This is a genomic window from Edwardsiella piscicida, from assembly GCF_001896205.1.
GTDB lineage: Bacteria > Pseudomonadota > Gammaproteobacteria > Enterobacterales > Enterobacteriaceae > Edwardsiella > Edwardsiella piscicida.
In genome coordinates, this window is the sequence record NZ_MPNU01000001.1 from 2,734,658 (window position 1) to 2,749,627 (window position 14,970).

14 protein-coding genes are annotated in these 14,970 nt (G+C 60.9%); 10 read left to right on the top strand and 4 right to left on the bottom strand.

Going from position 1 to position 14,970, the window contains the following annotated elements; all coding sequences use genetic code 11:
* Positions 1–979: FAD-dependent 5-carboxymethylaminomethyl-2-thiouridine(34) oxidoreductase MnmC (mnmC, locus tag BRD58_RS18255; RefSeq protein WP_236721599.1), on the top strand; the 979-nt coding region annotated here is incomplete at its 5' end.
* Positions 980–1,115: 136 nt separating this feature from the next.
* On the opposite strand, the gene BRD58_RS12510 is transcribed toward mnmC, so the two are convergent.
* The 4 genes from BRD58_RS12510 to BRD58_RS12525 all read right to left on the bottom strand — a co-directional run bounded on the left by BRD58_RS12510 (position 1,116) and on the right by BRD58_RS12525 (position 4,643).
* Positions 1,116–1,397 carry a YfcL family protein gene (locus BRD58_RS12510; RefSeq protein ID WP_012849252.1) on the bottom strand — a complete coding sequence of 94 codons (282 nt, stop codon included), beginning with the start codon at positions 1,395–1,397 and terminating at the stop codon, positions 1,116–1,118.
* A gap of 38 nt (positions 1,398–1,435) precedes the next feature.
* Positions 1,436–1,984 carry an elongation factor P hydroxylase gene (locus BRD58_RS12515; RefSeq protein WP_069578968.1) on the bottom strand — a complete coding sequence of 183 codons (549 nt, stop codon included), beginning with the start codon at positions 1,982–1,984 and terminating at the stop codon, positions 1,436–1,438.
* A gap of 100 nt (positions 1,985–2,084) precedes the next feature.
* On the bottom strand, positions 2,085–2,885 hold the full coding sequence (locus tag BRD58_RS12520) for a TSUP family transporter (RefSeq protein ID WP_012849254.1): 801 nt from the start codon (positions 2,883–2,885) through the stop codon (positions 2,085–2,087).
* A 303-nt stretch (positions 2,886–3,188) separates the two neighbouring features.
* Positions 3,189–4,643, bottom strand: coding sequence for an SH3 domain-containing C40 family peptidase (locus BRD58_RS12525; protein WP_073383182.1), 1,455 nt, complete (start codon positions 4,641–4,643; stop codon positions 3,189–3,191).
* 327 nt (positions 4,644–4,970) lie between these two features.
* Between BRD58_RS12525 and BRD58_RS18260 the strand changes: the two genes are divergently transcribed.
* The 9 genes from BRD58_RS18260 to BRD58_RS12570 form a co-directional block, all read left to right on the top strand.
* Positions 4,971–5,528 (top strand): hypothetical protein, encoded by a 558-nt coding sequence (locus BRD58_RS18260; protein WP_015461949.1) that lies wholly within the window; start codon positions 4,971–4,973, stop codon positions 5,526–5,528.
* Between the two features lie 249 nt (positions 5,529–5,777).
* Positions 5,778–6,293, top strand: coding sequence for a type VI secretion system contractile sheath small subunit (gene tssB, locus BRD58_RS12535; protein ID WP_051065053.1), 516 nt, complete (start codon positions 5,778–5,780; stop codon positions 6,291–6,293).
* Positions 6,290–7,777: a type VI secretion system contractile sheath large subunit gene (tssC, locus tag BRD58_RS12540; RefSeq protein ID WP_012849259.1), complete on the top strand. Its 1,488-nt coding sequence runs from the start codon at positions 6,290–6,292 to the stop codon at positions 7,775–7,777. The genes tssB and tssC overlap by 4 nt, the downstream gene beginning before the upstream one ends.
* Positions 7,778–7,846: 69 nt before the next feature.
* Positions 7,847–8,338 (top strand): Hcp family type VI secretion system effector, encoded by a 492-nt coding sequence (locus BRD58_RS12545; protein WP_012849260.1) that lies wholly within the window; start codon positions 7,847–7,849, stop codon positions 8,336–8,338.
* 99 nt (positions 8,339–8,437) lie between these two features.
* Positions 8,438–9,763 carry a type VI secretion protein gene (locus BRD58_RS12550; RefSeq protein WP_236721600.1) on the top strand — a complete coding sequence of 442 codons (1,326 nt, stop codon included), beginning with the start codon at positions 8,438–8,440 and terminating at the stop codon, positions 9,761–9,763.
* An 8-nt stretch (positions 9,764–9,771) separates the two neighbouring features.
* Positions 9,772–10,248 (top strand): type VI secretion system baseplate subunit TssE, encoded by a 477-nt coding sequence (tssE, locus tag BRD58_RS12555; RefSeq protein WP_015461951.1) that lies wholly within the window; start codon positions 9,772–9,774, stop codon positions 10,246–10,248.
* 3 nt (positions 10,249–10,251) lie between these two features.
* A complete protein-coding gene (gene tssF, locus BRD58_RS12560; protein WP_012849263.1) occupies positions 10,252–12,093 on the top strand; it encodes a type VI secretion system baseplate subunit TssF in 1,842 nt (613 codons plus the stop codon).
* Entirely contained in the window at positions 12,090–13,115 is a 1,026-nt protein-coding gene (tssG, locus tag BRD58_RS12565) for a type VI secretion system baseplate subunit TssG (RefSeq protein ID WP_073383186.1), read from the top strand. The genes tssF and tssG overlap by 4 nt, the downstream gene beginning before the upstream one ends.
* A 118-nt stretch (positions 13,116–13,233) precedes the next feature.
* The coding region (locus BRD58_RS12570) for an AAA family ATPase (RefSeq protein WP_073383189.1) at positions 13,234–14,970 on the top strand (1,737 nt) is incomplete at its 3' end.

Sequence of the window (14,970 nt, forward strand, 5' to 3'; positions counted from 1 at the left end):
CCACCAATGGTGCGGCGTCAGCCAGCTGGGTTACGATGACGCCAGCCAAAGAAAGATAGCGCAGCTGCTGGCCGCCGGTTGGCCCGACTGGCTGGCGCAGGGGGGCGATGCCGCCGACCTCGCCCGGCGCTGCGGCCTGCCGCTGCCGGTCGGCGGCGTCTGCTATCCCCTCGGCGGCTGGCTGGATCCGGCGGAGCTGACCCGCCAGGCCCTGGCGCTGGCGGAGCGTCAGGGGGCCACCCTGCGCTTTAACCATGACGTTCGACAGCTGCAGCCGGCGCCGGAGGGCTGGCGCCTGCACCTGGCCGACGGCGCAACCCGTCTGCACGGCTGCGTCGTGCTGGCCGGCGGCGCCCGCGCCGGCGAGTTCAGCCAGAGCGCCGCGCTGCCGCTCTATCCGGTGCGCGGCCAGGTGAGCCATATTCCCACCGCCCCGGCGCTGGCGCCGCTGCGCCAGGTGCTGTGCTATGACGGCTATCTGACCCCCTGCAGCCCGGACTACGGTACCCACTGCCTCGGCGCCAGCTACCGACGTAACTGCACCGATCGGGAGTACAGCCCGCAGGAGCAGCAGGATAACCGCCGGCGACTGATCGCGTGTCTGCCGCAGGTGACGTGGCCACAGCAGGTGGACGTCAGCGCCGCGGCGGCGCGGATCGGCATACGCTGCGCCGTGCGCGATCATCTGCCGCTGGTCGGCGCGCTGCCGGATGCCCCGGCGCTGCAGGCGCGCTACCCGCATCCTCATCCGCAGCACCACGCCCCCGCGGAGACCAACGCCGCCGCGCCGCACCATCCGGATCTGTTTATCCTGGCCGCCCTCGGCTCTCGGGGTCTGTGCAGCGCGCCGCTGTGCGCCGAGCTGCTAGCCGGGCAAATCCACGACGAGGCGCTGCCGCTGGAGCAAGATCTGCTGGACGCACTCAGCCCCAACCGTTTCTGGCTGCGTAAATGGCTTAAGGGAAAAGGGATGGCGTAATGCATCGGGCGCGCTGGGGATACTCCGCCGCCCTTCCTGCGTTATCCGGCGGTGGCGCCGCTGAAGCGGCGCCCCTTCGGTTCGCTACGGCGCGATTTACCCTACCCGCGCCTGCGCGCGTGAAGGATACCCGGCCTCAGGCCGCGGGCTGAGCCCGGCGGTAGAGATCCTGCCATAGGTTATGTACCAGCGCCTGATCGGGCGGAGAGAGCTCGCCGGCGTGAATGGCGCGCGCCAGGCTGGCGCGTACCGCCGCATCCAGCGTCGCGGGTGCGGCCTGCGGCTGCGAGGCGATCTCCGCCACGGCCAGGGTCAGGTGGCCGCGCAGGTAGCCGCCGGCAAACAGCTCATCGTCGCTGGCGCTGTCAACCATCTCATCAATCAGCGTCAAAATACGCTCTTCAAACTCTGCAATCATGGGAATTCCTTGCACATCGGCGTCGGCGGTGCCGCGCATCACTGTAAATCGTCGGGATAGGGAAAGTCGGCGGCACTCAGCGCCGGCGTATGATAAAACGCCTGAAGCGCCCGGATAAACTGCGCCGGACGCGGAGGGATGCCCTCGGCCAGATAGCTCAGCACCTGCTCACGCACCCGGCGCTGAAACGCGATGCGATCCGGGTCGAAGCTCCCCTCCAGATTATCGCAGCTGACGTTAAAGGGGTAGCCGGCGGCGGCGCAGAACAGCCAGTCCAGCGCCTGCGGCTTAATCTCTACCGCCTCAAAGCGCGACTGCGTATCGGCGTCTCGCCCGTCCGGGCAGTACCAATAGCCATAGTCCTCCAGGCGGCGACGCGCCTCCCCGGCGATGCACCAGTGTGAGATCTCGTGCAGCGCGCTGGCATAGTAGCCGTGGGCAAATAGAATGCGGTGCTCCGGATGCGCGTCATCCGCCGGCAGATAGATAGGTTCGCCGTCGCCGGCCACCAGGCGGGTATGGTATTCGCTGCCGAACGTCTGTGCGAACAGATCGATTAACTGCTGATAATGATGGGTCTCGGGCATGGTTATCTCTGAGCCTGATGAGAAAGTAACGCGCGGCGCCGTGGCGCCGCATGACGGTGGCCGATTGTCGCACAGGCGCCGCCGCCGTGCATCCGCCGCGCTACAGCCAGCGCTGCGCCCAGGCCAGGATTTCGCTGCCGTGGTTGTCATACAGCAGCTTAATACTCATGATCAGCGACATCACCACGATCATCGGCCGGATCAGCTGCTGCCCGCGGGTCAGCACCATCCGAGCGCCGACCCGGGCGCCGATCGCCTGTCCAACCAGCATGCACAGCCCCACGCTCCAGACGACGTTTCCCCCAATGATGAACAGCAGCAGAGACGCCGCGTTAGAGGTAAAGTTGAGCACCTTGGCATGGGCCGTCGCCTGGGGGAGCGACAGCCCCAGCAGCATGACATAGCCCAGCGCATAGAACGATCCGGCGCCGGGACCGAAAAAACCGTCATAAAAGCCGACGCTGGCGCCGCCCAGCACGGCAAACAGCGGCATACCGACGCGCCGCGCCCCCTCCGTCGCCCCCAGCGACGGCGTCAGCAAAAAGTAGAGCCCGACCCCGATCACCAGAAACGGCAGCAGCTGACGTAATATCTCCGCCTGCAGACGCTGCACCAGCAACGCGCCGGCCGCGGCGGCCAAAAAGGTCAGCAGAATCACCCACTTTTGCTCGGCAAGGTTGACCACCCGGCGGCGAATAAAGTAGAGGCTGGACGAAAACGATCCCCCCACCGACTGCAGCTTGTTGGTGGCCAACGCCTGAGCGGGCGGCAGCCCAACGGCCAGCAGCGCCGGCACCGTCAACAGTCCGCCGCCGCCGGCAATGGCATCGATAAAGCCGGCGAACAGCGCCACGCAAAATAAAACCCCGAGCAGCTCGGGAGAAAGCAGTAGCGTCTCCATGATCCTTGCCTGAACAGTCCCATCGTGTTGTATTCGCCCCATATCACATTGACAGCATCGGATATAAAAAATGTATGCATCACTCTGTGATTGAGACCACTAAATAGGCCGCTATCATGACAAACAATCCCGCTGCGGTAACTGATTTTTATCATGCCGTCGATGCGATGCCCGCCGATCGCGGGGGAGCACAGGCGATGGACGGCCTAACGCCATCTCCCCGCCGCGGCTCACCCGCCCACGCGACGCAGCCCAAACGCCCGCCGAGCACGCGCCGTCCATGGCGCAGCGCGCCCGGGCAGACTAGTCGATAAAGCCAAGCTTGAAGAGGCGTTTACCGGCCAGCGACGCCAGCGAGGGGTCTTCGGGATAGACCGGCAGCAGCGGGAAAAAGACCGCGCCGCCAATGATGCTGCGCCGCTGGCGATCTGGCGGACTCAATCCCCAAATATTTTGGTAGGTCATCGGCACCGACTGCCCATGAACGACCGAATTGCCGATATACAGCATAATATGCCCCTGAATGTAGACCAGCGTCGTGAATGGCCGGCCATGCATGGTCAGGTAGTCGAGGCGGGAACGGAGGCTATACGCGGTGAGATCGACCGTTCTGGACACCGCCTGAATCTGTGCGGCGGAGTTACGCGGCAAAAAGATACCGAACGGCAGCATCAGGCTACGGATCTCCGATGAACAATCATTGTAAAAATGAGCGTTTCCCCAGCCGTAGGGCTTTCCGCCCATGGTTTTCATCAGCGTCGCCATATGCTGCGGCGTCATGCGCCACGGCATGGCGGTAAAGGCGCTGGCGCTCAGCGTCACCCAGCGGAGGCGCGCCTTACCGCCCGCGCCGAGCGTCGGAATCGCCGCCCGGTAATACCCCGGCCACGCCGCGTCAAACGGCAGTATCGTGCCGGGGCGAGCGATAAAATAAAACTGCTTACCGTCGTGCACCGAGACCGGCTCCTGAATAAATGCCCCCAGTTTTTTCTGCGCCAATGTCCGCCACTCGGCGACAAACCGACTATCCGCCTCGGCCACGTCATCGCTTTTGACCCAGCCCATCACCGAGGGAGAGACAACATATTTCCAGCCCGTGTCCTGACTCAGCGTGAAAACATAGACGGGGGTGCCTGGCCGAATCGACGACATCTGGAGATCATCAAAGGGATACCCCTGACCGGCCAGATGCGGATCGCCGTAGGCCGGGTCAGCGGTCGGCAGTGCCCTGACCGCCGTTTCTCGCAAGGTCATCCCCCGCTGCGCCGGGTGAAAAACGCTATCGATCGCGGATGCGCTATTCGCCATTAACTGCGCTTTCCACTCAGGCGGATTCAGCCGAAAGTTACTGCCCCAGGAGCGGCTCTCGGCGAGGAGAAAACGCGTAATAATACGCTCACGGTTTTCTCTCGCCTCGCCCTGCAGCAGCGCGGTAATATACTCCGCATTCCACGGAGATCGATCCTGAGGATTAATACCAAAATAGGATGATTGCAATAGGGAGAAATGACGATCTTGCGCTGACGCATCCATTATCGCAACCGAATACCCCTTGCTCTCAGGCTGAATCCAGCGGTCAACCGACTGCGAATAATTCTGCAGGGGAAAGCGCGATTTGGTCGGATCGATAACACTTCCGCGCGTCGTGTCAGGAGGCGATGAAACGCCGCGACCGCCGCCTACCTGGCATGCTGAAAGCAGTAGGGATAAGGCAACTAAGGGTAATTGTATCCACCCAGAAAGCGGACGATTTATCATATTTTATCTCCCATGCTGAGTACCCTGCCCGATTGTCTACATAATGGTCCTCCTGCTATGTCATCGCACATACAGAATAAACGCCGCCTCAACCATCTTTCTATTTCTGAACACCCACCGAAGCACCATTACCATTTATCAGCGACGCTCATTGATAACGCAATGATTGATAAGCAAACAAAAAACAGATGACGCGTACAGCGCGCTGGAAACAACCCGAAGAATCGGATTGTTTATATAGAAATGAATAGGTATTTTTTGCAAAGATCGGCGAATTCACTCGCCTACAATAACGCGCTTAAAGCTACTGAAAAAGGATGGCGCGTTATGTCGATTTTGAATTCTGAGCTGGACTGGTCCCATGTCGGGAGTATTTCTACAGGCCAAGGCACCGTCGTCAGTGATGCATTTAAAATATCCTATGGACTGCCGACGAAAGAGCTGCTTCCGGCGGGAACAGCCTTATACAAATTCAATGGACGTTTTTCATTGGCAAAGCCCCCGATCACTGACGATACCCCGCTGTCTCCCTGGTGGAGCCCGGTCCAACCATTCCGCCACGATGGCGGTCTGCAGCAGCGTATGCTGGTCGCTAAGCTAAACGGCGTATCAATGAGGGAGTGGGGACGACTCACCTCCGTCATCAAAGAAAACTGGAGTTCTCTCGACTTTTTACTTGAGATAGTCCTAAAGGTTCCCGTCTATGCCTGGTTTGGGGGATTTAAGGGCATGTCGCGTATTGATGAAGATAAACCCTCTCTACGGAATATCGCGTTGGAACAAAAAGGCAGGGGATCGAACCTCCCCGGCGGGGCCACACAGTTCTATATTCCAAACCTGACGGTTGGGCATATCAGTAGCCACAATTTTTCAACCTTGAAATAACGCTTATTACGTCAAAGCCCACCCTCCTTTCAGGGGAATTATTCCCGATCGGCGCCCCTGTCCTCTGGTATTAATGGCCCAGCGTCGGCGCCGTTAATACCCGATGAAAAGCGGAGGACGCAGGGAATAATCGGATAGTCGATATTGGAATGAATATGTATTTTTTACAAAGATCGGCTAATTCATTCGCCTACAATCGCTATCTATAACGTTACGCAGTGTTGTAAGAAATGTTACGGAGATGACTTCATGGCAAGTGAAAGCAAGCAGCATACGTTGGATCGAGTCCGCTCGCCAAGAGTGCAGATTACCTATGATGTTGAAATTGGCGATGCGCAGGAAATGAAGGAGCTGCCATTTGTTATGGGAGTGCTCGGTGACTATTCAGGGCAGCCGGCGACTCCGCTTCCCAAGCTGAAAGAGCGCAAATTCGTTTCGATTGATCGCGACAACTTCAACGATGTGATCAAAGGGGTGCATCCCCATCTGTCATTCCGCACCGAGAATACCCTGAGCGGAGATGACAGCCAACTGTCGGTGGATCTGCATTTTCAGAGCATGGCGGATTTCACCCCAGAGCGGGTCGCGGCGCAGGTTGAGCCGCTGCGCAAGCTGATGGATATCCGCAGCCGCCTCTCTGACCTGAAAAACAAGATGTACAGCAATGAACGCCTGGGTGAGGTATTGCAGGGCATCATTGAGGATACCGAAAAGCTGCAGAGTCTGGGTAAAGAGACCGGCTTTGGCGAGGAGAAGCAGCCATGAGCGAACAGAACTTGCCAGAAAGTAGCGCCGCCGAGAGCGCTGCGCTAGAGGGCGGCCTGCTGGATAGCATCATTGCGGAAACCCGGATGGCACGCAGTGATCTGGAGAAGGCGCGGGCCCGGGATCTGCTGGGGGAATGGGTCAGTGAGGTTCTGTCGGGCACCGTGACGGTATCCGGTGATGTGCTGGCCAGCATTGAGGCGCGTATCGCCCAGATCGATGCGCTGCTCTCCGCCCAGCTCTCCGCCATTATGCATGAGCCGGCGTTCCAAAAGCTGGAGGGGTCATGGCGTGGGCTGCATTACCTGGTGCATCAAAGCGAAACCGGTACCGGCCTGAAAATCCGCATGCTGAACGTCAGCCGAGCCGATCTGATCCGCGACTTTAAGAGCGCCGCCGAGTTTGATCAGAGCGCGCTGTTCAAGAAAGTCTATGAGGAGGAGTACGGTACCTTTGGCGGCGCCCCCTTTGCGGCCATGATCGGAGATTATGAGTTCAGCAACCACCCGGAAGATCTGTTCCTGCTGGAGGAGATCTCACACGTTGCGGCGGCGGCCCATGCCCCCTTCCTCTCTGCCGCCAGCGCAGGAATGTTCGGCCTGGATAGCCTGACAGAGCTGTCGATCCCCCGGGATCTGGCCAAGGGCTTTGATACGGTTGAGTATGCCAAGTGGAAATCGCTGCGCCAGTCGGAGGATGCCCGCTATATCGCCCTGGCCCTGCCCCACGTGCTTGGCCGACTGCCTTACGGCGCGACGACGGTGCCGGTTGAGTCATTCAATTTTGAGGAGAATGTCAGCGGCAAGGAGCATGGCAAATATCTGTGGCTGAATGCCGCCTATGCGCTGGGAACCCGCCTGACTCAGGCCTATGCCAAATATGGCTGGTGCGCCGCCATCCGGGGTGCCGAAGGGGGAGGCCTGGTGGAGGGACTGCCGGCGCACACCTTTACCACCGATGATGGCGAAGTCGAGCTCAAGTGCCCCACCGAAGTGGCCATTACCGATCGCCGAGAGAAAGAGCTGGCCGAGCTGGGATTTATCGCCCTGACCCACTGTAAGGGGACCGACTATGCCGCCTTCTTTTCGACCCAGTCGGTGCAAAAGCCCAAGGAATATGACAGTGACTCCGCCAATGCCAACGCCAGGATCTCCTGCCAGCTGCAATATATTATGGCCACCTCACGCTTTGCCCATTATTTAAAATCGATGGTCCGCGACAAAATCGGCAGCTTTATGAGCCGCAGTGAGTGTGAATATTTTCTCAATCAGTGGATCAGTAATTATGTGGTCGGCTCGGATGATGCTGGCCAGGATATCAAGGCGAAATATCCATTACGGGAAGCCCGCATTGATGTCAGTGATATTCCGGGCAAACCGGGTTTCTATAAGGCGGTAGCCTATTTAAAACCCCATTTCCAACTGGAGGGGCTGACCGCGTCTTTACGTCTGGTCGCCGATCTGCCGCCGCCGGCGCAAGGCTAACGATTTAGCCGAGTTTGTTTACCACGTATATCCAAAACGCAGTTTATCTTGTCACAAGAGAGGTCCGCTATGGCTTTTGATACTTATATCAAACTGGATAAGGTTGATGGGGAATCCACCGACGATAAGCACAAAAAATGGATTGAAGTGCTGGGTTTTGCCTGGGGCGCGGGCAATGAATGCACGATGGAGAGCGGCACCCAGGGGCTGAATACCGGTAAGGCGATGATGTCGGTGCTGCGTGTCACCAAATGGATGGACTGCGCCAGTGTCAAGCTGGCCTCCGCCGCCGTGCAGGGGCAGAACTTTCCCACGCTGGAGCTGGAGATTTGCACCCAGGCGGGCGATAAGTTCGCCTTCTGCATCTACAAATTTACGCATGTCGCCGTCTCCAGCTATCAATGCTCAGGGGCCACGGGCGGCAGCGATCGCCCGCAGGAAACCATTGATTTTGCTTATAAAGAAGTGACATGGGAATACGTTCCCCAGGATCAGAACGGAAAAGCGGGCGGCAAAATTGGTCCTGAGGGCTGGAGCCTTATTACCAACAAGAAAAAGTAAGACGGTCAAACAGGGGCGCGGCGCCGCGGGAGTCTGGTGGATCTCGCCCTGCGCTGTCCCCTGCGCTATCCAGATAGGCGACATCGGTAGGAGCATATGATGAATATTGACGATCTCACTGATGAAGAGCTGTGGGAACAGCTGGGTCCAAAGCCAAAGCGGCAGGCCGGATTTTACAGCGCGCCGGTGCTACCCACCGACATACTCCGCATGGCGGATGTTGTCATCAGCCATACGCTGAAGTTCGACGCAGAATCCTTTGACGCGCTGCTGAAGAAGCTAAAGGCGTGCCAGGATGATGCGATGAATCAAAAAGCCACCTCACTGCTGCGCCCGCCGCAGCTGAAGTTCGACGCAGAATCCTTTGACGCGCTGCTGAAGAAGCTAAAGGCGTGCCAGGATGATGCGATGAATCAAAAAGCCACCTCACTGCTGCGCCCGCCGCAGTGGCCTATCGACAGCCATCCTGATGATGCGGGGGGACATGGCATCAGCGTCCCGCAGGTCATCGGCCACATCGGAACCCTGACCTCCAGCGCCAATCAGACGGCCGCGCTGTACGGCTATATCCAGAGGGCATCGGGGCCGTTACCGACGGATGCGCAGGGCATCGCTACCTTTTCAACCTCGACGGCGTCCAATGTGCTGGGTGCCGCAAACCTGATCAATACCGCTGACAATATCTTAGGAAACCCGTTACCCAAGCCGGCTAAAACGGCGCTGACGGCAATCAACAAGATGGCGGAGGGGGTCTCGCCCTATATCGCGCTGACCAATCAGATCATCGCGGCCACGCAGGGAAGTGTCTCCGTCGGCGGCAACGCGTTACTGAGCACCGTCGGCCATGCCGTGGGCGGCGGCGTCGGTGCCGCGCTGTCGGTGGCCGCCACCCCGGTCGGGGTTATCCTGGGCCTGGCCGTGACCACCGCCAGCGTGGCGTCGACCATGGATGTGTATGGCACGCTGTGGGATCTGCGCCAGCGTTTGTATCCCTGCACCTGCGGCCAGTGCGATGAGCGGCTCAAGTTCATTATCGAACGCTATGATCAGAGCAATACGGCCAAAGCGGTCGGCTTTGCCGCTGGCTTTATCATCGTGGGGCTGATCCCGGCGATGGCCATCGGCGTGCGCAAGCTGCACCACCGCCTACAGGGCAGCGCCTCCTACAAACACCAAATGTGTCTACAGATGATTCAGGCCGCCAGAAGCCGGGGCACCCAGATGAAAGGAACCCCCGGCCCGGCGCCGCTGAACGGAAAACCCTGTATGCCCGGCTTTCAGGTCACCACGCCGGGCTGCCCGACCGCTATCGCCGCCATTGCGCTGCTGATGGGAGATCACGGAACCAAAAACGGATATCTGAAAACGCTGGCGGTCATGCTGTCGACCGACGGCGTCGACAACCTAAAAAAGAAAATCCCGTGAGTTGAGCCATGATCCTTCGCCATCTCTTCCGCCCCTCCGTGCTGGATCGTCTGTTCGATGATTTCCCACAGGAGCGAACCGAACGGACATCAGACCGTCGGTATGACCTGGCCCACTTTCGCTGGGCCGTCCGACGGGATGTGGAGGATGTCCTGAATACGCGATCCGCGCTGTCGCTGGATATCGATCAGTGGCCTGAGCTGGAAAAGTCCCCCCTGAATTACGGCCTGCCGGACTGCTCCAACCTGAGCGCCGCCAACGCCGAGGATCGGGAGTGGATCCGCCAGCATATCGAGCGGGCCATCGATCTGTTTGAACCCCGGCTGAGCCAGGTCCGGGTGCACATCCATCTGGATGAGAAAACCGGCATCAGCCAGCTGATCTTCAGGATCGAGGCATTACTGGACGTCGATCCCTCGCCGGAGCCGGTGATGTTCGATGCCGTGCTGGATGTTTCAACACAGCTGTACCGAATAGACAGGTGATGTATGGTCGAGCTATTGCCCTACTATAACCGGGAGCTGGCGTTCTTACGTCAGCTGGGACGTGAGTTCGCCTCCCAGTATCCCAAGGTGGCCGGACGCCTTCTGCTGGAGGAGGGGGTCTCGGAAGATCCCCATGTCGAACGGCTGATCGAGGCCGTGGCATTTCTCTGCGCTCGAGTGCACCACAAGATTGATGAGCAGTTTCCCGAAATTACCAATGCGCTGCTGGGGATCCTGTATCCCCACTACCTGCGCCCGATCCCCTCGCTATCCCTGGTTCAGTTTTCGGTCGATCCGGCGCAGACCAACCTATCGGGCCCACTGCGCCTGCCGCGGCATACCAGCCTGCTGTCTCGCCAGGTGGATGGCATGGCATGCCGGTTTCGCACCGCCTACCCGGTGGAGATTTGGCCCGTGTCGGTCATCCATGCCGGCTTCGCCCCCGCGCGGCAAACCAGCCTGTCCGTGCAGCAGCAGGGAAGCGCCGGTCTGATCTGTATCCGCCTACAAACCCACCCGGGACATCATCTGAATACCCTGGGGATGGATAGACTGCGCTTCTTTCTCCAGGGGGAGCCAGCCGTGGTGCACACCCTGTATGAGCTGCTGTTCAACAACGTGACCAAGGTGGTGCTCCGCGCCGGATCGGCGGAGTGGACCCTGCCGGCCAGCATCATCTCACCGGTCGGATTCGACGAGGATGAGAGCCTGTTTGACTACGATGCCCGCTCGTCCCAGGCCTACCGCTTACTGCACGAATACTTTGCCTTTCCCGACAAGTTCCTGTTTTTTGACATGACCGAGCTGCTGCAGGCCACCCCGCTGCCGGAGGCCTGCCGGGAGATCGATCTGGTGATCCATCTGTCGGCGTTCGAGCGAGAGGGGCGCCTGGCCAAACTGACCGATACCATCGACGCCTCCACCTTTCGGCTGGGATGCAGCCCGGTGGTCAACCTGTTCCGGCAGCGGGCAGAGCCGTTGCAGGTAACCCACCGTAAAACCGAGTACCCGATTATTCCCGATGTCCGCCGCCCCTGGGGCATGGAGGTCTATTCGGTCGATGCCGTCAGCAAGCTGGTCAAGCATGACGGGCAGGAGAAGATAAAACGCTACCGCCCCCTGTTTGGCCTGCATCACGCCAACGACAGTGAGCCGCAGCGGGTATTCTGGATGGAAAACCGCCGCGGTGGGATCCGCGGGGATGACCCGGGCATGGATGTCTACTTATCCCTGGTGGATTTGGATTTTGACCCCAATCAGTCATCGTCGGAAACCCTGAGTATCGACGTGACCTGCACCAACCGAGAGTTTCCGTCCCTGCTGCCCTTCGGCGGCGACCGGGGCGATTTCGAGGTGGACGGCGGCTCTCCCGTCACCCGCATCCACTGCCTGCGCAAGCCGACGCCCACCCTGCGCCCGGCCCACGGCAGGGCCGCCATGTGGCGTCTGATCTCCCACCTGAACCTGAACCTGCTCTCCATCACCGGCGAAAACGAGGAGGCGACCGAGGCCTTCAGGGAGCTGCTCGGACTGTATAACTTCAGCGACTCCCCCGCCCTGCGTCAGCAGATTGCCGGCATTGTCAGTATCAACAGCCAGCCGGCGACGGCGCGCCTGTGCAGCCGGAATCAGGCGGCGGTGGTGCGGGGCATCGAAATCACCCTGGTGCTGGACGAGAGCCAATTTGAGGGCTCCGGGGTGTACCTGTTCAGCGCCGTGGTGGAGCGATTCGTCAGCCAGTACGGCGCCATCAACAGCTTTACCCGCCTGCACGTCCGCACCCGGCAGCGGGAACAGGCGCTCAAGCGCTGGCCGCCGCGGGCGGGCAAGGCGGTGCTGTCATGAACGACGCCCTGAGCCCAAAGTCCGTGCTGGAGCAGCTGTATGCGCGGCCCTATGAGTTCGATTTTTTTCAGGCCGTCAGGATACTGGAGCTGCAGCAGCTACGGTGTGGCTGCCAGGAGCTTCCGCTGCGCTTCCGGACGCATCTCTCCCTGGCCACCCCGGCCAGCAGTGTCTATGCGCTGCAGCCGCCCGCGGCAGACCAGCCGCAGGTCATGACCATCAACTTCATGGGGCTGACCGGTCCCTCTGGGGCGCTGCCGACGCGGTATACCGAGATGCTGCTGGCGCGTCGCCTGCAGCATCGGGATCAGACCGCCCACCACTTTTTTGATCTGCTCAATCACCGTCTGATCACCCTGTTTTACCAGGCATGGCGCAAGCATCAGGCGACGGCCGATCTGGAGTGCGGCCTGCAGGCCGACTGGCGCCAGATGCTGCTCTCCCTGGCCGGTCTGGGCACGCTGGGCCTGCAGAACCGGCTGAAAAAAGACGGCGTCAATGACGATGTCTTTGCCTATTACGCCGGACGGTTCGGCACCCGCTCGCTCAGCGAGGAGGGGCTGCGCACGCTGCTGACAGACTATTTTTCCGTGCCGGTCGAGATCCTGCCCTTTCAGGGCCGCTGGCTGAAGCTGGATGAGGCGGACCTCCTCGCCCTGGGGCGCCAAAACTGCACTCTGGGAGAGTGGCCGGTGCTGGGGCGACAGGTATGGGATGCCCAAAGCCAGTTTAGGATCCGCCTCGGCCCCATGAGCTATCAGCAGTTTCAGCCATTTTTGCCGGGGGGCAAGGACTTTCGGGCGCTGACCAAGCTGGTCCGTTTTGCCATCGAGATCGCCGTCACATTCGATATTCAGCTGGTGCTGGCCGCCAGCGAGGTCCCCCCCTGCACGCTGGGCGATAGTCAGGCCGGGGCGGCCCGTCCCGGATGGATTGGCTGGCTGGGAGGCCGTCCCGCCAGGCTGGGGGATGCCGACGAAGTGGTATTGCAGGCGTCAGAGTCCGGGAAGCCCGCGCGATAAGCGCGCGGGCGGGCAAGACGCGCGGCGGCCAGCGCAGATTCACGCGGAAAGCGAGCCGTCGCGCGAAGCGACTTACATTCATTAACGGGAAAGCCCGTTTTTTCGGGGAGAGGGTTCGGTGAATACAGATTTGAAAGCCTTGACGGGAAAAATGAACCAGACCTGCCATCAGGCGCTGGAGGCAGCGGCGGGCCTGTGCCTGGCGCGGGGCCATCACGAGGTCGATATCGAGCACGTGCTGCTCAAGCTGCTGGAGACCGACAACACGGATCTGGCGCGCCTGCTGCAGCACTATGGGGTCGACGCCGGCCGTTTTCAGCGGGACATTGAGCGGGCGCTGGATCGCCTGAAGGGCGGATGCAGCCGGCAGCCGGTGCTCTCCCCCCACCTGCCGCGGCTGCTGTCTGGTGCCTGGCTGATGGCCTCCGTCAACTGTGGCGAGAGCCAGATCCGCAGCGGTCATCTGATCATGGCGCTGCTGGATGACGCGGTGCTGCAGCAGCTCGCCAGGGCGATGTCGCCCGAGTGGGCGGCGTGGTCAGCGGCAGATCTGCTGCACCAGTGGCCCGCGCTGGTCGCGGGCAGTCGAGAGGCGACGACGATGAGCACGCCGGGGTCGCACGCGGGTGCATCTCCCTCGCCCGCCCTGGACCAATACACGGTAAACCTGAGCGAGCGGGCCCGCCAGGGCCAGCTGGATCCGGTTCTCGGGCGGGATAGCGAGATTCGGCAGATGATCGATATTTTGCTGCGCCGCAGGCAGAACAACCCGATTCTTACCGGTGAGGCCGGCGTAGGGAAAACCGCCGTGGTTGAGGGGCTGGCCCTGCGCATTGCGGCCGGCGAGGTGCCGGATAGCCTGCGCAGCGTTGCCCTGCGGATGCTGGATCTGGGCCTGCTGCAGGCGGGCGCCAGCGTCAAGGGTGAGTTCGAGCGGCGTCTCAAGGCGGTCATCGACGAGGTGAAGGCCTGCAGTGAGCCGGTCATTTTGTTCATCGATGAAGCCCATACGCTGATCGGCGCGGGAGGCGCGGCGGGTCAGAATGATGCCGCCAATCTGCTGAAGCCGGCGCTGGCCCGCGGTGAGCTGCGCACCATTGCCGCCACCACCTGGAGCGAGTACAAAAAATATTTCGAGAAAGATCCCGCCCTGGCGCGGCGCTTCCAGGCCATCAAGGTGGAGGAGCCCAGCGAGGAGATCGCCATGGTGATGCTGCGCGGCATGCTGACCAAAATGCGCCAGCACCACCAGGTCCGGATTCTGGATGAGGCGGTGACGGCCGCCGTCAGGCTGTCACACCGCTATTTGACCGGCAGACAGCTGCCGGACAAGGCGGTCAGCGTGCTGGATACCGCCTGCGCCCGCATTGCGCTCGGGCAGCGCACCCTGCCGGCCCCCGTCGAGGATGCCTGCCGCCATCTGGAGCATCTCCAGACCGAGATCACGCTGCTGGAGCAGGAGCAGGCCAGCGGCCTCGATCATGGCCGCCGCCTGGAGACGCTGCAGGAGCAGGCCCGGGCCGCCCGGGAGCACTATCAGACCCTGGAGCAGCGCTGGATCGCGGAGTGTGATCAGGTCGCCGTCATTCAGGCGCTGCAAGCGCAGCTGGAGCAGGAGGATGGCCCGGCGCGCGCTGAGGGGCTGACCCAGCTGGAGCAGGCCGTTTTGGCGCTTGAGCAGATGCAGGGCCGGGCGCCGCTGGTGCAGACCTGTGTGGATGAGTCCGCCATTGCGGCGGTGATCTCGGCATGGACGGGGATTCCGCTGGGCAAGATGGTTCAGGATGAGCTGGAGATGGTTCGCCAGCTGCAGACGCGGCTGGCCGAGCGGGTCATCGGGCAGCCCTATGCCCTG